This is a genomic window from Amycolatopsis sp. WQ 127309 (assembly GCF_023023025.1).
GTDB lineage: Bacteria > Actinomycetota > Actinomycetes > Mycobacteriales > Pseudonocardiaceae > Amycolatopsis.
The window spans coordinates 104,787-125,168 of record NZ_CP095481.1 but is presented as its reverse complement, the minus strand read 5'-3'; the positions used below and the strand labels follow the sequence as shown (position 1 = coordinate 125,168).

Annotated in this window: 24 protein-coding genes; 10 read left to right on the top strand and 14 right to left on the bottom strand. The window is 71.4% G+C overall.

From position 1 onward, the window contains the following. Positions 1-96: 96 nt before the first annotated feature. The 3 genes from MUY22_RS00545 to infA are packed head-to-tail and all read left to right on the top strand — an operon-like array spanning position 97 to position 1,795. Complete coding sequence (locus MUY22_RS00545; RefSeq protein WP_247055818.1) at positions 97-831, top strand: alpha/beta hydrolase; 735 nt, start codon at positions 97-99, stop codon at positions 829-831. Then, positions 828-1,574: a GNAT family N-acetyltransferase gene (locus MUY22_RS00540; protein WP_247055816.1), complete on the top strand. Its 747-nt coding sequence runs from the start codon at positions 828-830 to the stop codon at positions 1,572-1,574. The genes MUY22_RS00545 and MUY22_RS00540 overlap by 4 nt, the downstream gene beginning before the upstream one ends. Further along, positions 1,574-1,795: a translation initiation factor IF-1 gene (gene infA, locus MUY22_RS00535; protein ID WP_305879353.1), complete on the top strand. Its 222-nt coding sequence runs from the start codon at positions 1,574-1,576 to the stop codon at positions 1,793-1,795. Before MUY22_RS00540 ends, infA begins: the two co-directional genes overlap by 1 nt. Here the strand turns inward: infA and MUY22_RS00530 are convergent. Then, positions 1,743-2,717, bottom strand: a complete 975-nt coding sequence (locus MUY22_RS00530; RefSeq protein ID WP_247055814.1) for a helix-turn-helix domain-containing protein — start codon at positions 2,715-2,717, stop codon at positions 1,743-1,745. The genes infA and MUY22_RS00530 overlap by 53 nt on opposite strands. Before the next feature lie 72 nt (positions 2,718-2,789). Here MUY22_RS00530 and MUY22_RS00525 point away from each other — a divergent pair, with 72 nt between their 5' ends. After that, the gene (locus tag MUY22_RS00525; protein ID WP_247055812.1) at positions 2,790-3,125 is read left to right on the top strand and encodes a cupin domain-containing protein; all 336 of its coding nucleotides are present in this window, start codon (positions 2,790-2,792) and stop codon (positions 3,123-3,125) included. Here the strand turns inward: MUY22_RS00525 and MUY22_RS49415 are convergent. Both MUY22_RS49415 and MUY22_RS00520 read right to left on the bottom strand, forming a co-directional pair. Then, positions 3,110-3,241, bottom strand: a complete 132-nt coding sequence (locus MUY22_RS49415; RefSeq protein WP_256475307.1) for a hypothetical protein — start codon at positions 3,239-3,241, stop codon at positions 3,110-3,112. The genes MUY22_RS00525 and MUY22_RS49415 overlap by 16 nt on opposite strands. After that, on the bottom strand, positions 3,241-3,861 hold the full coding sequence (locus tag MUY22_RS00520) for a glyoxalase (protein WP_247055810.1): 621 nt from the start codon (positions 3,859-3,861) through the stop codon (positions 3,241-3,243). Before MUY22_RS00520 ends, MUY22_RS49415 begins: the two co-directional genes overlap by 1 nt. 114 nt (positions 3,862-3,975) lie before the next feature. Between MUY22_RS00520 and MUY22_RS00515 the strand changes: the two genes are divergently transcribed. Further along, the gene (locus MUY22_RS00515) at positions 3,976-4,746 is read left to right on the top strand and encodes an oxidoreductase (protein ID WP_247055808.1); all 771 of its coding nucleotides are present in this window, start codon (positions 3,976-3,978) and stop codon (positions 4,744-4,746) included. Between the two features lie 47 nt (positions 4,747-4,793). Here MUY22_RS00515 and MUY22_RS00510 read toward each other — a convergent pair whose 3' ends face one another. Together MUY22_RS00510 and MUY22_RS00505 are read right to left on the bottom strand one after the other, a co-directional pair. After that, complete coding sequence (locus tag MUY22_RS00510) at positions 4,794-5,042, bottom strand: hypothetical protein (RefSeq protein WP_247055806.1); 249 nt, start codon at positions 5,040-5,042, stop codon at positions 4,794-4,796. Positions 5,043-5,055: 13 nt separating this feature from the next. Then, positions 5,056-5,517 carry a phage tail protein gene (locus MUY22_RS00505; RefSeq protein ID WP_247055804.1) on the bottom strand — a complete coding sequence of 154 codons (462 nt, stop codon included), beginning with the start codon at positions 5,515-5,517 and terminating at the stop codon, positions 5,056-5,058. Between the two features lie 147 nt (positions 5,518-5,664). On the opposite strand from MUY22_RS00505, the gene MUY22_RS00500 reads away from it, so the two are divergent. Beyond that, complete coding sequence (locus tag MUY22_RS00500; protein ID WP_247055802.1) at positions 5,665-7,017, top strand: TrpB-like pyridoxal phosphate-dependent enzyme; 1,353 nt, start codon at positions 5,665-5,667, stop codon at positions 7,015-7,017. 43 nt (positions 7,018-7,060) lie between these two features. Here the strand turns inward: MUY22_RS00500 and MUY22_RS00495 are convergent, their stop codons facing one another. From MUY22_RS00495 to MUY22_RS00485, 3 genes are all read right to left on the bottom strand, one after another. Next, complete coding sequence (locus MUY22_RS00495; protein WP_247055800.1) at positions 7,061-7,987, bottom strand: NADP-dependent oxidoreductase; 927 nt, start codon at positions 7,985-7,987, stop codon at positions 7,061-7,063. A 217-nt stretch (positions 7,988-8,204) separates the two neighbouring features. Next, a complete protein-coding gene (locus tag MUY22_RS00490) occupies positions 8,205-8,753 on the bottom strand; it encodes a DUF1062 domain-containing protein (RefSeq protein WP_247055798.1) in 549 nt (182 codons plus the stop codon). 187 nt (positions 8,754-8,940) lie between these two features. Further along, positions 8,941-10,218: a GGDEF domain-containing protein gene (locus MUY22_RS00485; protein WP_247055796.1), complete on the bottom strand. Its 1,278-nt coding sequence runs from the start codon at positions 10,216-10,218 to the stop codon at positions 8,941-8,943. Positions 10,219-10,436: 218 nt separating this feature from the next. Here MUY22_RS00485 and MUY22_RS00480 point away from each other — a divergent pair, with 218 nt between their 5' ends. Further along, complete coding sequence (locus tag MUY22_RS00480) at positions 10,437-10,736, top strand: hypothetical protein (protein WP_247055794.1); 300 nt, start codon at positions 10,437-10,439, stop codon at positions 10,734-10,736. Positions 10,737-10,832: 96 nt separating this feature from the next. Here MUY22_RS00480 and MUY22_RS00475 read toward each other — a convergent pair whose 3' ends face one another. The 3 genes from MUY22_RS00475 to araD form a co-directional block, all read right to left on the bottom strand. Next, positions 10,833-12,038 carry an MFS transporter gene (locus MUY22_RS00475; protein ID WP_247055792.1) on the bottom strand — a complete coding sequence of 402 codons (1,206 nt, stop codon included), beginning with the start codon at positions 12,036-12,038 and terminating at the stop codon, positions 10,833-10,835. A 64-nt stretch (positions 12,039-12,102) separates the two neighbouring features. Continuing rightward, positions 12,103-13,893: a VanW family protein gene (locus tag MUY22_RS00470; RefSeq protein WP_247055790.1), complete on the bottom strand. Its 1,791-nt coding sequence runs from the start codon at positions 13,891-13,893 to the stop codon at positions 12,103-12,105. Positions 13,894-14,023: 130 nt separating this feature from the next. Then, a complete protein-coding gene (gene araD, locus MUY22_RS00465; protein WP_247055789.1) occupies positions 14,024-15,751 on the bottom strand; it encodes an L-arabinonate dehydratase in 1,728 nt (575 codons plus the stop codon). A 78-nt stretch (positions 15,752-15,829) separates the two neighbouring features. Here araD and MUY22_RS00460 point away from each other — a divergent pair, with 78 nt between their 5' ends. The 3 genes from MUY22_RS00460 to MUY22_RS00450 are packed head-to-tail and all read left to right on the top strand — an operon-like array spanning position 15,830 to position 17,979. After that, the gene (locus tag MUY22_RS00460; RefSeq protein ID WP_247055787.1) at positions 15,830-16,483 is read left to right on the top strand and encodes a GntR family transcriptional regulator; all 654 of its coding nucleotides are present in this window, start codon (positions 15,830-15,832) and stop codon (positions 16,481-16,483) included. Further along, a complete protein-coding gene (locus MUY22_RS00455) occupies positions 16,480-16,983 on the top strand; it encodes a metallophosphoesterase (protein WP_247055785.1) in 504 nt (167 codons plus the stop codon). Before MUY22_RS00460 ends, MUY22_RS00455 begins: the two co-directional genes overlap by 4 nt. A 9-nt stretch (positions 16,984-16,992) precedes the next feature. Beyond that, positions 16,993-17,979: a PHP domain-containing protein gene (locus MUY22_RS00450; RefSeq protein WP_247055783.1), complete on the top strand. Its 987-nt coding sequence runs from the start codon at positions 16,993-16,995 to the stop codon at positions 17,977-17,979. Here MUY22_RS00450 and MUY22_RS00445 read toward each other — a convergent pair. The 3 genes from MUY22_RS00445 to MUY22_RS00435 form a co-directional block, all read right to left on the bottom strand. Next, on the bottom strand, positions 17,969-18,649 hold the full coding sequence (locus tag MUY22_RS00445; protein WP_247055782.1) for a L,D-transpeptidase: 681 nt from the start codon (positions 18,647-18,649) through the stop codon (positions 17,969-17,971). The genes MUY22_RS00450 and MUY22_RS00445 overlap by 11 nt on opposite strands. 41 nt (positions 18,650-18,690) lie before the next feature. After that, complete coding sequence (locus MUY22_RS00440) at positions 18,691-19,536, bottom strand: chitosanase (RefSeq protein ID WP_247055779.1); 846 nt, start codon at positions 19,534-19,536, stop codon at positions 18,691-18,693. Positions 19,537-19,758: 222 nt separating this feature from the next. After that, entirely contained in the window at positions 19,759-20,349 is a 591-nt protein-coding gene (locus tag MUY22_RS00435) for a TetR/AcrR family transcriptional regulator (protein ID WP_247055777.1), read from the bottom strand. Positions 20,350-20,382: the final 33 nt, after the last annotated feature.

Below are 20,382 nucleotides of genomic sequence, written 5' to 3'. Positions count from 1 at the left end.
CCGTATTGCCGTGGGTGCTCCCTTCCCGTGTCACGGCCGGGTGGTCGGCGTAGGTGCCGCCGGGAGCGTCCTGACTCTCCCGAAAGGCAGCACCTCATGCACTTCACCGCAGAAACTTCTTCGAACGGCGTCCTCGAACGCGACTTCACCGTGGGCGACGTCCCCGGTGTCCTCTGGTCACCCGCCGCGGGTGGCGAGCACCTTCCCCTGGTCCTGATGGGCCACGGCGGCGGCACGCACAAGAAGGCCCCCGCCATGGCCGGCCGGGCCGAGCGGATCGTGGCCGGCTGCGGGTTCGCCGTCGCCGTCCTCGACGCGCCCGGGCACGGCGACCGGCCGCGTACGGACCACGATGAGCGGGAAATCGCCGTCATGCAGGCGGCGATGGCCGCGGGCGAGCCCGTCGGACCGATCGTCGTCCGGTACAACGCGCACCTGGCGGAGCAGGCCGTCCCCGAGTGGCGGGCGGCGCTCGACGCGCTCCAGGACGTCGGCGTCGACGGGCCGGTCGGCTACTTCGGCCTCAACATGGGTACCGCGATCGGCGTGCCGTTGACGGCGGCCGAACCCCGGATCGCCGCCGCGGTCTTCGGGCTCTTCTGGCCCGAACCCCTGGCGGAGACGGCGAAACGCATCACGATCCCGATCGAGTTCGCCCTCCAGTGGGACGACGAGCACATCCCGCGCGAAGCCGGCCTCGCGTTGTTCGACGCCTTCGGTTCGAAGGAGAAGTCGTTGCACGCCAACGCCGGCGCGCACAAGGAGCTGCCGCGGTTCGAGGCCGACAGCGCCGTCCGGTTCTTCGCCCGGCACCTCGGCGGTGCCCGGTGAACCCGCCGGACACGCACGAGAAGACGGTCGTCACCCGGGTCGCGGAGCGGCACTGGCACGCGCTGGAAGACGACCTCGTCGTCGGCCGCGGCGAGGCGTCCCGGCGGCCCGACGGGCGGGTCTTCCTCAGCGTCGACGCCTGGCACGGCGCCGTCTTCGACCACCTCGCCGAGGCCGTGCTGCGCGATCTGCCGCGGCCGCTCTACACCGTGGTCGACGAGGCCGACCTCGACCTGACCACCGACTGGCTGCGCGCCGGCTTCTCGATCCGCCGTCGCGAGTGGGAGTACGTCGTGCCCACTCGTGCCGACCCGGCACCGGCGCCGTCCGGCGTGACCATGATCGGTGTCGGCGACGCGGAAGAGGAGCCGTTGAAAGAGCTGGATCGGGTGATCCGCGACGAGGTCGAGGCCACGATCGGCTGGCAGGAGATGCCGGCCGAGGTGCGGTCCGTGCTCGACCCGTCGCGGTACGCGGTGGCGGCGCGGGCCGGTGACTACGTCGGGATGGTCCGGGTCGTGCCGCTCCGGCAGCCGCGGATCGGGCTGATCGCCGTTCGCGCCGACCTGCGACGCCGGGGCATCGCCCGCGCGCTGCTCTCCTACGCGCTGGGTGCGCTGCACCGCTCCGGCGTCGCCACGGCGTCGGCCGAGGTCAACGAAGCCAACGCGGCCGCCACGGCGTTGGTCGAGGGCGCCGGCGCCCGGCGGGCGAGCAGCAACCTCGAGCTGGTGATCCGCTGATGGCCAAGACCGGCAGCATCGAGATCGAGGGCACGGTCGTGGAGTGCCTGCGCAACGCCACTTTCCGGGTGGAGCTGGAAAACGGGCACAAGGTGCTCGCGCACATCAGCGGCAAGATCCGGCGCAACTACATCAAGATCCTGCCGTACGACCGCGTGCTGGTGGAGCTCAGCCCGTATGACCTGAGCCGCGGCCGGATCCTGTTCCGCTACCGGAGCTGAACGCCCGCCGGTAGGCACCCGGCGTCGTGCCGACCAGGGTGCGGAAGCGGCGGCGGAGGTTGACCGCGGAGGTCAGGCCGACGCGCGCCGCGACCGCCTCCACCGGCAGGTCGGTCTCCTCGAGCAGGGTGCGGGCCTCGGCGACCCGGCGCGACAGCAGCCAGGCGCCGGGGCTCGTGCCCAGCTGCTCGGCGAAGCGCCGGGCCAGCGTGCGCGGCGAGACGCTCAGGTGCGCGGCCAGGTCGCCGACGGACAACGACGTCGCGAGGTGCGCGCCGGCCCAGTCGAGGAGGCCGTCCAGCGCGTCCCCGGGCGGGGCTGGCGGCGCGTACTGCGCCTGGCCGCCGTCGCGGTGCGGCGGCATCACCATGTGCCGCGCGACGAGCGCCGCGTGCGCGGCCCCGTGGTCCTGCCGGACGAGGTGCAGGCACAGGTCGATCCCCGCGCCCGCACCGGCGCTCGTCGCGACGTCGCCGTGGTCGATGTAGAGCGCGTCGGCCTCGACCCGTACGTCGGGGAACTCCCGCTGCAGCTGGGCGGCGCGCTGCCAGTGCGTCGTGGCCGAGCGGCCGTCCAGCAGCCCGGTGCGGGCGAGCGCGAACACGCCGGAGCAGATCGTGACGAGCCGCGCGCCCCGGGCGTGGGCCCGCAGCAGGGCACGGCACACGCGGGCGGGGAGCGGCGCCTCGACCGGCGCCCAGCCCGGGATGATCACCGTGTCGGCGGACGCGAGCGCCGAAAGCCCCAGCGGCACGGACATCGTGTACCCGGCCGACGTCGGCACCGGGCCGGGCGTCTCGGCGCAGACGTCGAACTCGTAGTGCCGCGGCACGCCGGTCCGGGGCGTGCCGAAGACCTCGGCGGCGCAGCCGAGCTCGAAGGTCGACTGCACCGGGCGGACCAGGGCCACCACACGATGCATGGCAGGAAAGTACCCCAAGGTGTCTTTGCCGACACTTTCCCCGCGCCGCCCGGGCGCGGCACGGTGGGGGACATGCACCCCGAGATCCTCGCCCAGCCGGGCTACACCGCCGTCTCCGTCGAGGAAGCCCCCGTCCGGGAACTGTTCCCCGGGATCCGCCACCGTCCGTTGTGGACGGACCCGGCCGGTGCGCACGCCGGCGTGCTGGAGATGGACCCGGGCACGTCGTGGCCGCGCCGCGACGTCCACGAGCCCGGCCCGGAGGAGGTCTACGTCGTCGCGGGCACCTTCAACGACGGCGCCCGCGACTACCCGGCCGGGACGTTCCTGCACGCGCCGGCCGGCTCGTGGCACGTGCCCGCGACGGCCACCGGCTGCACGCTGTTCCTCTTCTACCCGCAGGGCTGAGGATCGAGGCTCTCCAGCGGGACGTCGTCTTCGGTCGGCGGGGCCTCGACGACGTCGTCGTCCTCGGCCAGCTCGGCCAGCTCGGCGAGCCGGGCGAGCAGGTAGTGGTGGCACATCAGGACTTGGCGGCCATCGAGGCGGCTTCCCAGGTGAAGCCGTCGGGGTCGGTGAGGGGCGCGTCGCCGCCGACGACGGCGATCCGGTGCGAGCCCTGGCCCTCGGGTGAGACGCCGGCGTCCTTCGCGAGGGCCTTGTGCCGGTAGAGCCCCAGCTTGACGCCGGTGGTGGCGAACTCGACGTACATCCGGCCGAAGCTCTTCCCGACGGCGAGGCCGTGGTCGGCGTAGAACTTCTTGCTCGCCACGATGTCGCTGACGCCGAGCAGGAGCGCGACGTCGTCGACCTGCTTGGTGGCGGGGCCGCTGTTCTTCTTCGCGGAGGTCGCGACCTTCCAGATGGTGCCGTCCGGGGCCTGGACGACGCCGCCGTAGCCCCACATCGACTTCGCGGCGGGCTTGAGCGTCGTGGCGCCGGCTTCGAGGGCGGCGTCGATCAGGGCGTCGACGTTGGCCGGCTGGGACACGATGAGCGACAGGGTGAACCCGCGGAAGCCGGTACTGGGCGCCTCGGAGGCCCGCAGGCGAAGCCGGTCGCCCAGCCCGAAGGCGGCGGTGTAGAAGCGTTCGGCGGCCGCGGTGTCGGCCACCTCGAGGGTGATGTTTTCGATGGAGGTCATGGCGGTAACGCTAGGCGCGACCCGGTGACCAGGGCTTCTCGATTCCTGATCGGTCTGGGGCGGGTCCGCGCGTAGGGTGACGCTGCTGTTCCTCCTTCGCAGAGAGAGCGTCACATGGACTTGAAGCTGTCCGGCAAGATCGCCGTCGTCACCGGAGCCAGCAAGGGCATCGGGCTGGCCATCACCCGCGCCCTGGTCGCCGAGGGCGTCCACGTCGTGGCCGGCGCCCGCACGGTCCCGCCCGAGCTGGCCGGCGTCCGGGTCGTCCAGGGCGACCTCACCTCCCCGGAGGGACCCGCGCAGCTGATCGACGCCGCGATCGCCGAGTTCGGCGGGCTGGACATCCTGGTCAACAACGTCGGCGGGGTGACGCCGCGCACCGGCGGCTTCCTGTCCGTCACGGACGACGACTGGCTCACGGCCCTGACGATCAACTTCCTCGCCGCGGTCCGCACGACCCGCGCGGCCGTCCCGCACCTGCTCGAACGCGGCGCGGGCAGCATCGTCACGATCGCGTCGGTCAACGCGACCCTGCCGGACCCGCTCGTCATCGACTACAGCGCGGCCAAGGCGGCGCTGCTCAGCTTCTGCAAATCGCTGTCGAAGGAGCTGGGGCCGCAGGGAATCCGGGTGAACACGATCAGCCCGGGCCCGGTGAGCACGGGCCTCTGGCTGGGCGACGCGGGCGTCGCGGCCACGGTCGGCCAGGCGAAGGGCCTGGACCCGGACGCGGTGGCCAAGCAGGCGGCGGGCGACGCGGTGACGGGCCGGTTCACCCAGCCGGCGGAGGTCGCGGACCTGGTACTGCTGCTGGCGGGCGGCCGAGCGGCGAACGTGACGGGTACGGACATCCTCATCGACGGCGGGATGACACCGACTCTGTGATTCCGGGCGCCCTGTTGCCCGGCTCCCGCCGGCAGCAGGGCGAGCCGTCAGGGACGTTCCGCGAACCAGCGGAGTTCGGCCGGTGCCACGGTATCGGCCACCTCGCCATCGCGGACGGTCCACGACGTCGATCGCTGCCGTTCGTCGCTCAACAGGAAGAACCCGACCGGCCTGTCCAGGTCGTCGTCCCCCCAGCCGTCCGCGTACTGGTCGTCTCGGTGTTCGGCCAGAGTCCGCTCGACCTGCTCTCGCTGTCCGTGGTCGAACTCGAGCCAGCCGCGAACGGCGACGTACATGCCCACGGCAGTCCTAGTACTCGTTCTTGATGACGAAGTACGAGCCGCGGATGGTGCCGGCCAGTTTGGACTTCTGGCGGGCGAACTTGAACGCTCCGAGCTCCTCCGGGACCTCCATCCCGTCCGACAGCTTGAACCCGACCGCGCGTTTCCCGCCGTCCTCGAGGGTGTACATCACGTTGATCGACAGGCCGCTCTCGTAGAAGACGTACGCCATCCGGATGTTCTCGACCTGGAACTCCGTCGCCTCCAGCGGGGGTGAGGCGATGACGATGCCGCGTTCTTCCTCGAGGATCCGGGTCACCCAGTCGATGGACGGCCGGGCGTCGCTCGCGGGGTCGACCGTGAAGGTGTGGTCGTACTTGTTCTTGAAGTAACGCGCCTCGTTCGCCCGCAGGCCGGCGAGGGCGGCCGCTACCGGTGACGTCTCCAGGCCGGCCGTCGATACGGTGGCGAAGTCCACGGCGTGGGGCATGGCGGATCCTCCGGTTCGTGTCGGGTCGGCGAGCTTCCGCCGAGGTCCGGAGTCAGCGTAGGCGAAGGAGACCCCAGTCGTGGGTACCGCTGGCTTCCCCGGCGGACTCGTCCTAAGTTCGAGCTGCGAGCCGAGCATGGAGGCGTGATGGCCGAACGGACCAAGTACATCCTGGACGAAGCCGATCTCCCGACCCAGTGGTACAACGTCATCCCCGATCTTCCCGAGCCGCCGCCCCCGCCGTTGCACCCCGGCACCCGGGAGCCGGTCGGGCCGGCCGATCTCGCTCCGCTCTTCCCGCAGGCGCTCATCGAGCAGGAGGTGACGACCGAGCGCTATGTCGACATTCCCGAAGAGGTGCTCGAGGTCTACCGGCTCTGGCGGCCGTCGCCGCTGTTCCGCGCGCGCCGGCTCGAGAAGGCGCTCGGGACGCCGGCGCGGATCTACTACAAGTACGAGGGGGTCAGCCCGGTCGGCTCCCACAAACCGAACACCGCCGTGCCGCAGGCGTTCTACAACGCGCAGGAGGGCGTCACCCGGCTGACCAGCGAGACCGGCGCCGGCCAGTGGGGCAGTGCGCTCGCGTTCGCCTGCGCCCAGTTCGGCCTCGAGTGCGAGGTCTGGCAGGTCCGGGCGTCCTATGACCAGAAGCCCTACCGCAAGCTGATGATGGAGACGTTCGGCGCGACCGTCCACCCCAGCCCGTCCGAGCTGACCGAGTCCGGCCGGGCCATCCTCAAGCAGCACCCGGACTCGACCGGCAGCCTCGGCATCGCCATCAGCGAGGCGGTCGAGCAGGCGGCGCAGGACCCGGACACGCGGTACGCGCTGGGCAGCGTCCTCAACCACGTGCTGCTGCACCAGACGATCATCGGCGAGGAGGCACTGCGGCAGTTCCAGCTGGCCGGCGACACCCCGGACCTGCTGGTCGGCTGCACCGGCGGCGGCTCGAACTTCGGCGGGCTGGCGTTCCCGTTCCTGCGGGAGAAGCTGGCCGGCCGGATGGACCCGGTGATCCGCGCGGTCGAGCCGGCCGCGTGCCCGTCGCTGACGCGCGGCCGGTACGCCTACGACTTCGGCGACACCGCCGGGCTGACGCCATTGCTCAAGATGCACACCCTCGGCCACGACTTCATCCCGGACCCGATCCACGCGGGCGGCCTGCGCTACCACGGGATGTCGCCGCTGATCTCGCACATCTACGAGCTCGGCCTGATCGAGGCGATCGCCATCGGGCAGCAGGAGTGCTTCTCCGCGGGCGTCCGGTTCGCCCGGTCCGAGGGCATCATCCCGGCCCCGGAGCCGACGCACGCGCTCGCCGCGTGCATCCAGGAAGCGTTGCGGTGCAAGGAAACCGGTGAGGAGAAGGTGATCCTCACGGCGCTGTGCGGCCACGCGCACCTGGACCTGCCGGCCTACGGCGCGTACCTGGCCGGGGACATGGTCGACGACGAGCTGTCCGACGCGGTTCTCGCGCAGTCCCTGGCGACGCTGCCTTGACGTCCGGTGGGGGCCTCGCCCGCGCGAGGCCCTCACCGCCGGCTCAGACGGTGAGCACGACCTTGCCCCGGAGGTGGCCGCCTTCGAGCAGCCGGTGGGCGTCGGCGACGCGCTCGAACGGGACCGTCTCCTGCACGTGGACCCGGAGCTTGCCCTGGTCGACGAGGTCGGCGAGACCGCGCAGGGCGACCGGATCGGGGTCGACGGCGATGCCGCTGAAGCGCATCCCGGCCGCCTCGAACTTCGCGATGAGCTGCGCATCGTCCTCGGCGACCGCCGTCACCAGGTGCCCGCCCGGGCGGAGCACGCCGAGCGAGCGCTCGGCGGTGTCGCCGCCGATCGTGTCGAGCACGACGTCGACGTCGCGGACCACCTCGGCGAAGTCGGCCGCCGTGTAGTCGATCACCTCGTCGGCGCCGAACCCCTCGACGAACGCCCGCTTGCTCCCGCTCGCGGTCGTGATCACGTGCGCGCCGAGCGCTTTCGCGAGCTGGATCGCGACGTGGCCGACCCCGCCGCCACCGCCGTGGACCAGGACCCGGTCGCCTTCGGTCACGCCGCCGAGGTCGACGAGGCCCTGCCACGCCGTCAGCCCGGCGACCGGCAGCGCCGCCGCTTCGACGTGCGAGAGCGACGCCGGCTTGCGCACCAGGTGCAACGCCGGAGCGGCCACGACCTCGGCGTAGGCGTTGGCCGCCCGCGGGAACAGCGGCATGCCGAACACCTCGTCGCCGGGCCGGAACCGCCACGTGTGCGCCTGCTCGACCACGCCGCTGACGTCCCAGCCGAGGACGAACGGCGGCCGGCCGAGCAGCGGGAACTCGCCGGCGCGCAGGCGCGCCTCCAGGGGGTTCAGGCCGATCGCTTGGACGCGGACGAGGACCTCGGTCGGCAGGGCCCGGGGCGCGGGCGCGTCGACGATGGTGAGCACGTCGGGGCCGCCGAGCGTCTGCTGAGTGATGATTCGCATGACGCCCAGGCTAGGTTGCCCGCAGGAACCCGCAGGTACCTAAGGATCATGAGCAGTTTCGGTCCCGGTGCGCCACGGCGACCTGGTCGAGCTGATCCACATGTTGACGGAGTGGGCGCGAGCGCACGGCGACACGGTGCTCGACGCCGGATCGGCCACGACTGAGACGTCCTTTTAGGACACCTCGGGCCTGCCGTCGGGCAGGCCCGAGGAGGGATCAGCGTTTCAGCGTGAAGGTGAAGTCACCGGAGAGCTTGCCGCTCAGCCGGACCGCCGAGACGAGCTTTCCTTCCGTGAGCAGCCTTTCGGCCTCGGCCCGCGAAAGATCGCACCCTTCGGCGATCAGCCGCAGCGGCCGGACCGGGATCCTGGCCGCGAACCGGACCGCGACGTCGATCACCTCGCGGTCGCGGAGGTCCGCGCCGCCCGTGTCGAGCCGCCAGGCGCCGTCCCAGTCGAGGGCGACGTGGTTGCGGTGGAGCACGACCGGATCTCGGAGCAGCTCGGCCGCCAGGCCGGGATCGTTGTCGTGCAGCCGATCGAGCAGCTCAGGCCGGACGGAGCGCACGGGCACCCGCTCCAGGAACGTGAGCTTCACGGTGTCCCCGCACGCGACGCAGCGTGCGAGGAGCCAGGCGTCGAGGAGCTTGTGGTGGGCGTTGACGCGGAACTTGCCGTTGACGCGGAAGCGCTCGGATGCGCAGGCGTGGCAACGGCGGCGGACGAGTGGCAGGCAAAGGGGCACGACGGCCCAGTTTTCGAGCATGGGAAGGACACCGTTCAGTGAGAAATCCGCAGCAGAAAGGAACGCGGCGCACCAACGCGACGCGTGAGGAATCAGCGCTCGGAAGATCTCAACGGATGTACAACGGCACGTCCTCGCCTGGACGACTCGGTCACGCAGCACGGTAGTGGCCCGCGGCGGCGCCGATCCACCGGTTTTCGGGCCGGGTTCAGAGCACGTCGGGGACTTCGGGGCGGGCCAGCTCGCTGCGGGTGCCGGCCAGGACGACCTGGTCGCGGCCGGCTTCCTTCGCCGCGAACACGGCGTCGTCGGCCGCTTGCAGCAGGATCGTGTAGTCCGTGGCCGTCTCCGGGTACACCGCCGCGCCGATCGACGCCGTCAGGCCGGTGATCACCTCGGGCTTGCCCGGGCGGACCACCGGGACCTTCACCTCGATCCGCGCGATCGCCGCGCGGATGCGGTCGGCGACGGCCACGATCTCCGTGGTCGTCGTGCCCGGGAGCAGGACCACGAACTCGTCGCCGCCGAAGCGCCCGACGTAGTCGCCGCCCCGCACCGAGTTCTGGACGACCGCCGCGATCGCGCGCAGCACCTCGTCGCCCGCCAGGTGGCCGTTGCCGTCGTCGATGGCCTTGAAGTGGTCGATGTCGATCATCAGCACACCCGCGGTCGACGACAGCTCGGCCGCGCGCGCCAGCTCGTTGCGCGCCAGCTGCACCCAGAACTCCGGCGCCAGCAGCGAAGTCTTCGAATCCGTGCGCGCGGCGGCCTGGAACTGCGGCAGCAGCAGGCCGATGTGCAGCGCCACCGGCGTCACCATGAGCACGGGCAGCAGCCACGGCCGGACCGTCATGACCAGCGCGATGCCGCAGCCGACGCCGACCGCGGCGAGCACGATCAGCACGTCGGACGGGTTGCCGAACGCCTGCCGCGGCGGCTTGCCCGGGTTGCTCAGCACGATCGCGAGGATCACCAGCACGTAGTTGAGTCCGAAGTAGACGATCCCCGAGACGAGCAGCGCGGTCATCCCGCCGAAACCGTCGAGGTAAGGGATGTACGGCGCCACGTGCCCGCCCGTGCCGACGGTCAGCACCACGCCGGCGGCCGTGCAGGCCAGGATCACCGTGGCACCGGAGAACACTTTCCGGTGAACAACGCCACGCCTTTTGTAGACGCGAACCCACGAATGGGCGTAACTGACGACGATCACCACGGTGGCCAGTGGCGGTGGCAGCAGGAGGAGCCCGGCGAAGATCCAGATCGACTGCAGGTGCATGTGCGGCCGGCCGTCGGCGGCGAGCTCGCGGATGCGCTCGATGCGTTGCGCCGCTTCGAGGTGCACGATCTCGCCGGCCAGGATCAGGCCACACCAGAGCACGGCTTGACCGCTGATCGGCACGAGGCCGGCGGTCGCCAGGATCGCGACCACGGCGAGCGCGTCGACCACGAGGACATAGCCGAACACCGGAGTGGGCAGCTTCCACATGGCCCACGTACGGATACCCGATCGTGGACGTTCTGAGCTGGGCTTACGCCCTTGGGACCCGGAGAATCCCACGGAACGCCCCTCTTTCCAGGACGGAACTCTTCGCGGAATCGTCACTGTAATCGAATGAATGCGGTGTGTCATTAGGCTGGTCGGGCTACCGTCCGATTACGCACCGTACAAGATCGCCCCGCATTCGTACACCACAAGGAGAAATCATGTCGCACTTCCTGTCCAACGCCAACATCGTCCCGTCCCGCCGTCGCGCGCAGCGGCCCACCGACTGGACGCGGCAGCTGCCGACCGACTGGACCCGCGCCATCCCGACGGACTGGACCACGCGTCAGATGCCCACCGACTGGACCGCGCGCGAACTGCCGACCGACTGGACCGCGCACCAGATCCCGACCGACTGGGCCAATGCCGACACCGACGTCGACGTCGCACCACTGCCCGCGTGCCCGACCGACTGGACCACCCGCACCGGTCAGCGCCCGACCGACTGGACGCGGTTCTGAGAACCGGACCCGGTGACCGGGACCCACTGGGGACCGGTCACCGGGCCCGGACCGCCCGGCTTGTGGCCAGGAGGCCCGGAAACCAGTCAAACCGGCTCAGGACGGCTCGGCTGCCGGTTGCGCCCGCCGCCAGAGCCGGGCCGCGCCGAACGCCGCGAGCACGCCCAGGGCCCCGGCCGCGGCGACGACGCCGTGCGGGGCCGCCCGCTCGGCCGCGAGCCCGGCGAGCACCACGCCCAGCCCCTGGGAGACCCGCAACGCCGTCAACGCGAAGCCGAACGCCTGCGCGCGCTGGGCTTCCGGCGTCAGCTGGACGAACGTCGTGTTGGCGATGAGGTTGTACGAGCTCGCGATCCCGGACAGCGTGAGCAGCGCGAGCGTCGCCTCGAGGTCCGGCCGCAGCGCGCAGCCCAGCAGGGCCGCGCACGCCAGCACGGCGAGCGGCCCCAGCAACCGCGCGCGCCGCTCCGGCGGGACGCGGGACAGCGCGGCCATGCCCACGACGTTGCCCAGCGCGTACGCCCCGAGCAGCAGCCCGACGACCACCGCGCCGCCGCCCAGCTCGGCCGCGTACGGCGCCGCGATCGCCTCGCCCGCGATGTAGCTGCCGGACACGCAGCCCAGCGCCACCAGCGCGAGCCGGCGCGGGTCGCCGACGACCACCGTCCAGCCCGCGCGGACGTGCCGCCACCAGCGGACGCCGGGCTCGGCGCGTGGCGGGCGCGGGCGCACGCCGATGGCCAGCACCACCGCCGACGCCGCGAAGCTGACCGCGTCGGCCAGCAGCGCCCCGGCGGTGCCGAGCCCGGCGACGAGCAGCCCGCCGAGCGCGAACCCGGCGACCTGCCCGGCCTGCACCAGGATCATCAGCAAACCCATGCCGGGCACGAACGTCTCGGCCGGCAGCACCTGCGGCATCAGCGCGGCCCGCGCGGAGTTCCACACCGGGTTGAACAGCTGGACGCCGACGAGCAGCGCCGCGACCGCGGGCAGCGGCAAGCCGGGCCACGCCATCGCCGTCACGGCGACCGCGCGCACGACGTCGGCGACGACCATCACCCGCCGCGGCGGGTAGCGGTCGGCGAGGCCGGACAGCAGCGGGCCGCCGACGAGGTCGGGCAGGAACGTCAGCGCGTAGGTCAGCGCGGCCCAGCCGGGCGAGTTCGTGCGGTCGTACACCAGGATCGACAGCGCGACGCGCGCGAGCTGGTCACCGGTGACGGAGACCAGCTGGGCACCGAACAGCGCCCGGAACTCCGGTACCGCGAGGACGTCCCGGAACCCTGCCGCACGTGCCGTCATGGCGCCCCCGGTGACTCGCGGAAGCACTCAGCGTACCGGCGCGGACGCAGCCGGTGAACGGCCGTTAGGAGGGGCCGCAGGTGATTTTCGGTTGCGGGTTGTAGCGGACGGTCCGCGTCGAGCGGCTGACCTCACGGCCGGACGAAGCGTCCTTGAGCACGCGGGTGTCGGTCGTGGTGAAGCCCGGCGCGCCGTTGGAGGCGTGGCAGTTCTCCGCCGGGCCCGGCTTGGTCTGCGGGTCGGTCGGGTTGGACCGGCTGCCCGGGATCGACTCGACGGTGTAGCGCTTGGTGCCCCACAGCTTCACGGTGATCGACGACGGCGTCCAGATCGTCTGGATCGCGATGCCGGTCGCCGAGTCGTTCGTGAACTTGATGTCGATGACGCTGGCCCCGTTGGGGTTCTGGAACACCGTCGCCTCGCGCGCGGCGGGGTAGCGGCTGATGTAGTAGCTGTGTTCCTTGTGGCCGGCGTCTTTCATGCCCGAGAAGTAGGACGCGTTGTACAGCGTCGTCGCGAACTGCGAGATGCCGCCGCCGACCTCGCGCGCCGGGGCGCCGTTTTCGATCACGCCGGCCTCGACGTACCCCTGCGGCTTGCCGCGCGGGCCGGTGAACCCGTTGAGGCTGAAGGTTTCGCCCGGCTTGACGATGGCGCCGTTGACCTTCTGCGCCACCACGCGGATGTTCGTGCCGGAGTCGGCCGCGAAGCCGTTGGTGGTGAACTCGCCGACGACCTCCTTGACGCCGAGCTGGTTCGCCTGCTCGGTGGTCACCTTGGCCGGGCTGTCCTTGTAGATCGCCGGGACCTCGCGGCCGTCGGTCTTCTTCAGCACCTCGGGCAGCGGCTTGAGGCTCGGGTCCCAGTCGATCGCCCGGCCGTCGGTCGACGGGTCCACCGTGGGCTTGCCGCCTTCGAAGACGATGGTCGCCTCCTTGCCCTCCTTCTCGGTGGACTTCAGCTGCGGCTTGGCGGCGTCGGTGATCTTGGCGTTGTCGATCTTCGGCGTCAGCCCGCCGCCCTCGGCGGGTTCGAAGCTCAGCGCCGCGGCGATCGCGTCCGGCTTCACGGTGGCGTTCTTGCCGTCGCCCTTGATGACGAGCGGGCCCGAGACGGCGGGCTTGGCGAACTGCTCCAGCGCGGCCTGGACGCCTTCGGGCGTGGTGCGGACCGGCGTGCTCGTGACCGGCAGGGCGAGGGTCTCGCCGCGGGCCCACTTCTCGACGACGGCGGCCTTCGCGGCCTCGACGTCGAGCTTCTGCCCGGGCTTCGGCGCGACGGCGACCGGGTTCGTGCCGTCGAACTTCACGGTGCCCTCGGCGGGTTCGCGGTCGACCTGGCCGCGGAGGCTGTCGAGCGCGGCCGCGAGCTTGGTGTCGTCGGCGTGGCTGACGACACCGACCTCGCGGCTGGAGAACAGCGACGCGAGGCGCGTGAACGGGTTCAGCGGCTGCTCGCCGGCCTGGTCCAGGGTCTGCGTCCAGTCGAGGCGCAGCCCGGCCAGGGTGGGTGACAGGCTGCCCTGGACGTCGCCGGCCGTCACGGCCAGCGGACGGGTGAGCCGCGGCTCGATCTGCCCGCGCAGCTGCTGCTCGGCGGCGGCGCGGTCCATGCCGCCGACGTCGACCCCGGCGACGGTCACGCCGCGCGGGACGCTGCCCTGGCTGACCACCAGGTCGACGCCGTAGACCACGACGAGCAGCCCGAAGACGCCGCCGGCGATCCAGCCGGCCTTGCGCAGGCTCTTCGGCCGGTTCGCCGGAGCTTCGGGTTCGGGTTCGGTGTCGGGGCGGACGACCGGCAGGACGTCCGTCTGCTCACCGTGTGACTCGGGCCAGCGCGGTTCGTACGGCAACTCTCCACCCCTTCAACGCGGCGCCCGATCGCGCCGGTGACGAGGTCAGCGTACGTGGCACCCGGACAAGCCGTACGACTCGCCCTAACGGGGGATGAACCGGTCACGGTAGGGGTACGCGAGGCAACCTTCAGCGTGCGTCGGGCTCCGGGTTGTGGCCCGCGCGGGCCAGGAAGTCGAAGTCGCAGCCTTCGTCGGCCTGGGTGATGTGCTCGGCGTAGAGCGCTCCGTAACCGCGCTCGAACGGGGGTGCCGGGGGAGTCCACGCGGCACGGCGCCGGGCCAGCTCCTCATCGGACACCTCCAGTCGCAAGACTCGTGATGGGACGTCCAGCGTGATCAGGTCGCCGTCGCGGACCAGGGCCAGCGGGCCGCCCACGTGGGACTCCGGGGCCACGTGCAGCACGCACGCGCCGTAGCTCGTGCCGCTCATCCGGGCGTCCGAGATCCGGACCATGTCGCGGACCCCGGCTTCCAGCAGGTGCGAGGGGATCGGCAGCATCCCGTACTCCGGCATCCCGGGGCCGCCGAGCGGGCCCGAGCCGCGCAGCACCAGCACCGAGTCCGCGGTGATGGCCGGGTTCTCGATCCGCTTCTTCAGGTCGCGGTAGTTCTCGAAGACCACCGCCGGGCCGGTGTGGGTCAGCAGGTGCGGCTCGGCGGCGATGTGCTTGATCACCGCGCCGGACGGCGCCAGGTTGCCGTGCAGGACCGCGACCCCGCCCTCGGCCGCGACGGGGTTGCCGCGCGGCCGGATGACGTCGTCGTTGTGCACCGCCGCCGCGGCCAGGTTGTCGCCGAGCGTCCGGCCGGTGACCGTGAGGCGGTCGGGGTGCAGCAGGTCGGTCAGCCGCGACAGCAGCCCGGGCAGGCCGCCCGCGTAGTAGAAGTCCTCCATCAGCCAGTCGCCGCCGGGGCGGATGTTGGCCAGCACCGGCACGTGCCGCGCGATCGCGTCGAAATCGCCCAGCGACAACGGGATCCCGCTGCGCCCGGCCATCGCGATCAGGTGGATCACGGCGTTGGTCGAGCCACCCAGGGCGAGCACGGTGGTGATCGCGTCCGCGTACGCCCGCTTGTCGAGGACCTGCCCGATGCGCAGGTCCTCCCAGACCATGCCGACGATCCGCGCGCCGCTCGCCGCGGCCATCCGGTGGTGGGCCGAGTCGACGGCCGGGATCGACGCCGCGCCCGGCAGCGTCATGCCGAGCACCTCGGCGGCCGACGTCATGGTCGACGCCGTGCCCATCGTCATGCAGTGGCCGGGCGACCGGGCGAGCCCGCGCTCCAGTTCGGACAGCTCGGCGTCGCCGATCCGGCCCGCGCGCTTCTCGTCCCAGTACTTCCACATGTCGGTGCCGCTGCCGAGGACCTCGTTCCGCCAGTGCCCGCGCAGCATCGGCCCGGCCGGGACGAAGATGGCGGGCAGGCCCGCGCTCGCCGCGCCCATCAGCAGCGCCGGGGTGGACTTGTCGCAGCCGCCCATCAGCACCGCGCCGTCGATCGGGTAGGACCGCAGGATCTCCTCGGTCTCCATGGCGAGGAGGTTGCGGTAGAGCATCGGCGTCGGCTTCTGGTAGGTCTCCGAAAGCGTCGCCACCGGGAACTCCAGCGGGAAACCGCCGGCCTGCCACACCCCGCGTTTGACCTGCTCGGCGCGTTCGCGCAGGTGCATGTGGCACGGGTTGATGTCGCTCCACGTGTTGAGGATGCCGATCACCGGCTTGCCGAGGTGCTCCTCCGGGTTGTACCCGAGCTGACGGCTGCGGGCGCGGTGGCTGAAGTCGCGCAGGTCGTCGCCGCCGTACCACCGGTGGCTGCGGAGCTCCTCGGGCGTCTTTCGGGGACTCGGGTTCATGCCGACCAGTATGGCATCTGATATATGATCCGGTGGGGCTGGTTGAATGGGCTCCGACACGACCGAGGGAGCCGCGCCATGACCGGGACGTTCAGCCTGCCCGCATCCCGGACCGAAGTGGTCCTGGAGGAGATCCGCCGTGGCATCCTCACGCGCGAGCTGCTCCCCGGCCAGGCGCTGGTCGAAGCCGAGCTGGCCGCGCGGCTGGGCGTGTCCAAGACGCCGGTGCGCGAGGCGCTCAAAGTGCTGTCCAACTCGGGCCTGGTGACGTTCAGCCCGTACAAGGGCGCGTCGGTCTGCGTGGTCGACGCCGACCTGGCCCGGTCCGTCTACGACGTGCGGATGGTGCTCGAACCCGAAGCCGTCCGGCGCACCGTCGAGCGGCGCGACGCCGACCTGCTGGAAGACGCCGCGGACGCGCTGAAGGAGGCGTCGGCGGCGATCGCGGACAAGGACCAGGTCGCGCTGAGCCTGCTCAACCGCCGGTTCCACCGCGCGCTCTATCGCGGCTGCGGCAACCCGCTGCTGGTCTCGATCCTGGACGACCTCAAGGACCGCGCGGCGCTGATCAGCGTCGTCGGCTGGGAGGCCAACCCCAGCTGGAAGAAGGAGTGGACCGAGCACCGGGCCGTGCTGGCCGCGGCCAAGAAGGGCGACGCCGAGGGCGCGGCCGCGCTGCTGCGCGACCACATCGGCGGGTTCCTGGACCGGATCCTGAAGGCCATCGAGTGAAGCTCCTCCTCATCTCCGACACCCACCTCCCGGGCCGCGCCCGCGTCCTGCCCGAGCAGGTCTGGCGGGCGGTCGAGGCCGCCGACGTCGTCGTGCACGCGGGCGACTGGGTCGACGTCTCCCTGCTCGACGAGCTGGAAGCGCGCAGCCGGCGGCTGATCGGCGTCCACGGCAACAACGACGGGCCGGCGCTGCGCGAGCGGCTGCCGGAGATCGCCCGCGCCGACCTCGACGGCGTCCGCCTGGCCGTCATCCACGAGACGGGTGCGAAACAGGGCCGCGAGCAGCGGTGCGACGCGCAGTTCCCGGACACCGACGTCCTCGTGTTCGGCCACAGCCACATCCCGTGGGACACGGTCGCGCCGTCCGGCCTGCGCCTGCTCAACCCGGGCTCGCCCACCGACCGCCGCCGTCAGCCGTTCTGCACCTACCGGACGGCCCGGATCTCGGAAGGTGCGCTGACGGACGTCGAGCTGCACGAACTGCCCCCGAGGGGGTAGGAAGGTCCCATGGATCCGGCGTGGGCGTTGCGGGAGATCGCGTTCCAGCTCGAACGCGCGGGTGAGCCGAGCTACCGGGTGCGCGCGTTCCGCAACGCGGCCGCCACCGTCGACAAGACCGACGCCGACAGGCTGGCTTCGATGGCCGAGAACGGGACGCTCACCGCGTTGCCCGGGATCGGGAAGGCCACCGCGGGCGTCATCGAAGACGCGCTGGCCGGCCGTGATCCGGCCTACCGCGAGAAGATCGTCGAGGCGAAGCTGCCCGACGGCGAACCGCTGCGGTCCGCGCTGAAGGGCGACTGCCACACCCACTCCGACTGGTCGGACGGCGGCAGCTCGATCGGCGAGATGGCCGTCGCGGGGCGGGAGGTCGGGCACGAGTGGATGGTCCTGACCGACCACTCGCCGCGGCTGACCGTCGCGAACGGGCTGTCGCCGGAGCGGCTGCGGACGCAGATGCAGATCGTGGCGAAGGCCAACGAGCTGATGGCGCCGTTCCGGCTGCTGCAGGGCATCGAGGTCGACATCCTCGACGACGGCGCGCTCGACCAGGAGGAGGAGCTGCTCGGGGAGCTCGACTTCGTCGTCGCGAGCGTGCACTCGAAGCTGCGGATGCCGGCGCGGGACATGACCCGGCGGATGCTCGCCGCGGTGCGGAACCCGCACGTCCGGGTGCTCGGGCACTGCACCGGGCGGCTCGTCGTCGGCCGCGGCCGGCCGGAGTCGGAGTTCGACGCCGAGGCCGTGTTCACCGCGTGCCGCGAGAACGGCGTCGCGGTGGAGATCAACTCGCGGCCCGAACGCCTCGACCCGCCGATGAAGCTGCTGCGCCTGGCCGCGGAGCTCGGCTGCGAGTTCGCCATCGACAGCGACGCGCACGCGCCCGGCCAGCTCGACTGGCAGGGTTACGGGTGCGAGCGGGCGATCAAGGCCGGGATCGGGCCCGAGCGGATCATCAACACCCGCTCGGTGGAGGACTTGCTCAGCCGCTGACCGAGATGTCGGCGACCGGGTGCCGCGCCGGGTCGAGCCAGCGCATCACGGCGTCGAGGTCGGCGCCCGGGATCGAGACGCAGCCCGCGGTCGGCTTCCCGTTCGAGACGTGCAGGAAGAACGCGGACCCGGCGCCCGGCACCGCGGGCGCGCGGTTGTAGTCGAGGACGACGGCGTGGTCGTAGACCGGGCCCGCCTTGCCGAGATCTTCACCGGCGGCCTCGTTGAACGGACACGTGCCGGGAACGCAGGAGAAGTGCGTGTTGTAGTACGGGGACTTCACATCGGACACCCACCAGTCCGACGTCGTGACTTGCCGGTACGGCAGCCGGGTCCCGTTGTTCGGCTGGATCCCGAAGGCCTCGGTCAGCTTCCACACGCCGGCCGGGGTGTGCGACGTCGACTCGCTGGCCTGGCCGACGCCGTCCTTGCCGACGAACGCGCTGACCGGACCGTAGGCCCTGGACCAGCCGGTTCCGGTGCGCTGCCAGGCGGTGAGCACGGCGGTGGTCGCGCTCGCGGAGTCCGCGACGACGGTGACGACCTGGCCCGCGTCCCCGCGGAAGGACAGCGGGACCGCGTCGGCGGGGGTGGCGGCGGTGCTGGTCAGCAACGTGGCCGCGACCAGCGCGGCCACGACCAGCGTGGCGCCGAGGAATCTCCTGCCCATGCCGGAGACCCTAGCGGCGCCACGCGGGTCGCGCACCTGCGTCAGTTGATGGTGTAGGAGTCCCCGTAGACCTTCCACTTCAGCGGGGTGTGCAGGTCGAAGTTGCCCGCGTTGAGGAACGTCACCTGCTCGGTGTCGATGCGCGAGGTGTCGGAGTGGGCTTCTTCCTCGTTCATGACGACCTTGCGGGCGGCGAAGAACGCCTTGAGGTAGGTCGCCTCGTCGCCACCCTGTGCCGGCGGCTTCGCCTTCTTGATCGCGGCCGAGCGGATGCCGCCGAAGCTGCTGTGGTCGGTGCCGGGGCCGTGCATGACGATGGCGTCGTAGTAGGCGAACTGGCCGAGGTTGCTGAGGCCGTCCGTCTTGCCCTGGCTCACCGCGGGGTTGAAGTAGACGCGGTCGCGCTCGTTGTTCTGCGCGGTCTGGAACGCGGTGGTGGCCGCGGCCGACTTCCACGCGCTCTCGAACGCCGAGCCGAGCCCGCTGTGCGAGTCGGTGCCGTTCACCTTCTTCAGCGCGGGCAGGTACTTCGCCAGCGGGTTGTTCGGGACGGCGTCGGTGTAGGCCTGGACGAGCTCGAGCATGTCGCCGGTGCCGGAGCAGAAACCGATGATGCCGGCGGTGTACCCGCGGCCGTCGCCGATGTCCTCGATGTACTTGTACTGCGCTTTCCAGTCCAGGGAGGAGTTTTCCGCGCTGGAGACCAGCTTCATCGCGATCTCCTTCTTGGCCGCGACGGACAGGTCGCCGGTCGCCTGCACCGAGGCGCTCTGCGCGGCCAGCGGTGCGGGGGCGGCCGAGGAGAGCGCGGGCGTGGTGATCACGAGGGCCGCGACGGAGGCCGCGCCGAGCGCGCCGATCAGGACCGGCCGCAACTTCTTGCTCATGGGGGAAAACCCTTTCCGCAGAACGTGCCGTGGGGGATCACGGCGTCTCGGGCATAGCGGACAGCACCCGGAATTCGACGGCCTTCGGCTGCCGGAAACGGGATACTGGTGGTGCTGCGGCGTAGCGCCACGGTAGCGAAGGGTCAGCACCGCCACAAGGGGGAGGAAGTCGTTTGCAAATAGGGAAAAAAGACCGGGGAAAGCAGACGATTTCGGCCGGGGCTACCGGGCGCCGGCGAAGATGCGGATGACGTCCGGCAGCACGTTCACCGGGATCGTCGGGTCGATCGCCCGCTGCACGCCCAGGCCGATCCCCAGGCTGAGCAGCGCCGTGGCGGCGTCGTCGGCCGACATCGGGAGCGTGATCCCGAACCGCTCCGCGTACCCCGAGAGCAGGCCCGCGATCGTGTCGCGGATGGTCTTGTCCCGCGCGGCCAGCTCGGCCCGCACGTGCGGGTTGCGCCGGGCGTTCGTGGCGAACTCGACCTCCAGTGCCGTCCACGCCTCGTCGCCGATGCTGCGCTCGGCCCACGCCTGGAACGCCGTCAGCAGGTCTTCCATCCCGTCGGCGCCGACCAGCGCCCCGGCGATCGCCTCGACCTGTTCGTCGTGGATCCGGTCGAGCACGGCGAGGCAGAGCTCGTCCTTGTTGCGGAAGTTCGAGTACACCGCGCCCTTCGAGTACCCGGCCTCGTCGGCGACCTTCTCCAGCGACGTCACCGAATAGCCGTCACGCAGGAACAGCTCCCTGGCGGTCTCGATGAGCTGTTCGCGGGTGCGCGCCTGGCTTTCCGCGCGGGTGAGTCGGGCCATGCCGCCACTGTAGCGAGTCGTGGGATCAGGGTA

Coding starts and splice junctions, on each gene's coding strand:
- MUY22_RS00485 (WP_247055796.1), bottom strand. CDS start 10,218: ATGTGGAAGCTGCCCACTCCGGTGTTCGGCTATGTCCTCGTGGTCGAC.
- MUY22_RS00445 (WP_247055782.1), bottom strand. CDS start 18,649: ATGGGCAGGAGATTCCTCGGCGCCACGCTGGTCGTGGCCGCGCTGGTC.
- MUY22_RS00480 (WP_247055794.1), top strand. CDS start 10,437: ATGTCGCACTTCCTGTCCAACGCCAACATCGTCCCGTCCCGCCGTCGC.
- MUY22_RS00520 (WP_247055810.1), bottom strand. CDS start 3,861: ATGACCTCCATCGAAAACATCACCCTCGAGGTGGCCGACACCGCGGCC.
- MUY22_RS49415 (WP_256475307.1), bottom strand. CDS start 3,241: ATGTGCCACCACTACCTGCTCGCCCGGCTCGCCGAGCTGGCCGAGCTG.
- MUY22_RS00495 (WP_247055800.1), bottom strand. CDS start 7,987: ATGCGAATCATCACTCAGCAGACGCTCGGCGGCCCCGACGTGCTCACC.
- MUY22_RS00525 (WP_247055812.1), top strand. CDS start 2,790: ATGCACCCCGAGATCCTCGCCCAGCCGGGCTACACCGCCGTCTCCGTC.
- MUY22_RS00545 (WP_247055818.1), top strand. CDS start 97: ATGCACTTCACCGCAGAAACTTCTTCGAACGGCGTCCTCGAACGCGAC.
- MUY22_RS00510 (WP_247055806.1), bottom strand. CDS start 5,042: ATGTACGTCGCCGTTCGCGGCTGGCTCGAGTTCGACCACGGACAGCGA.
- MUY22_RS00500 (WP_247055802.1), top strand. CDS start 5,665: ATGGCCGAACGGACCAAGTACATCCTGGACGAAGCCGATCTCCCGACC.
- MUY22_RS00515 (WP_247055808.1), top strand. CDS start 3,976: ATGGACTTGAAGCTGTCCGGCAAGATCGCCGTCGTCACCGGAGCCAGC.
- araD (WP_247055789.1), bottom strand. CDS start 15,751: ATGAACCCGAGTCCCCGAAAGACGCCCGAGGAGCTCCGCAGCCACCGG.
- MUY22_RS00475 (WP_247055792.1), bottom strand. CDS start 12,038: ATGACGGCACGTGCGGCAGGGTTCCGGGACGTCCTCGCGGTACCGGAG.
- infA (WP_305879353.1), top strand. CDS start 1,574: ATGGCCAAGACCGGCAGCATCGAGATCGAGGGCACGGTCGTGGAGTGC.
- MUY22_RS00450 (WP_247055783.1), top strand. CDS start 16,993: ATGGATCCGGCGTGGGCGTTGCGGGAGATCGCGTTCCAGCTCGAACGC.
- MUY22_RS00460 (WP_247055787.1), top strand. CDS start 15,830: ATGACCGGGACGTTCAGCCTGCCCGCATCCCGGACCGAAGTGGTCCTG.
- MUY22_RS00505 (WP_247055804.1), bottom strand. CDS start 5,517: ATGCCCCACGCCGTGGACTTCGCCACCGTATCGACGGCCGGCCTGGAG.
- MUY22_RS00440 (WP_247055779.1), bottom strand. CDS start 19,536: ATGAGCAAGAAGTTGCGGCCGGTCCTGATCGGCGCGCTCGGCGCGGCC.
- MUY22_RS00490 (WP_247055798.1), bottom strand. CDS start 8,753: ATGCTCGAAAACTGGGCCGTCGTGCCCCTTTGCCTGCCACTCGTCCGC.
- MUY22_RS00435 (WP_247055777.1), bottom strand. CDS start 20,349: ATGGCCCGACTCACCCGCGCGGAAAGCCAGGCGCGCACCCGCGAACAG.
- MUY22_RS00530 (WP_247055814.1), bottom strand. CDS start 2,717: ATGCATCGTGTGGTGGCCCTGGTCCGCCCGGTGCAGTCGACCTTCGAG.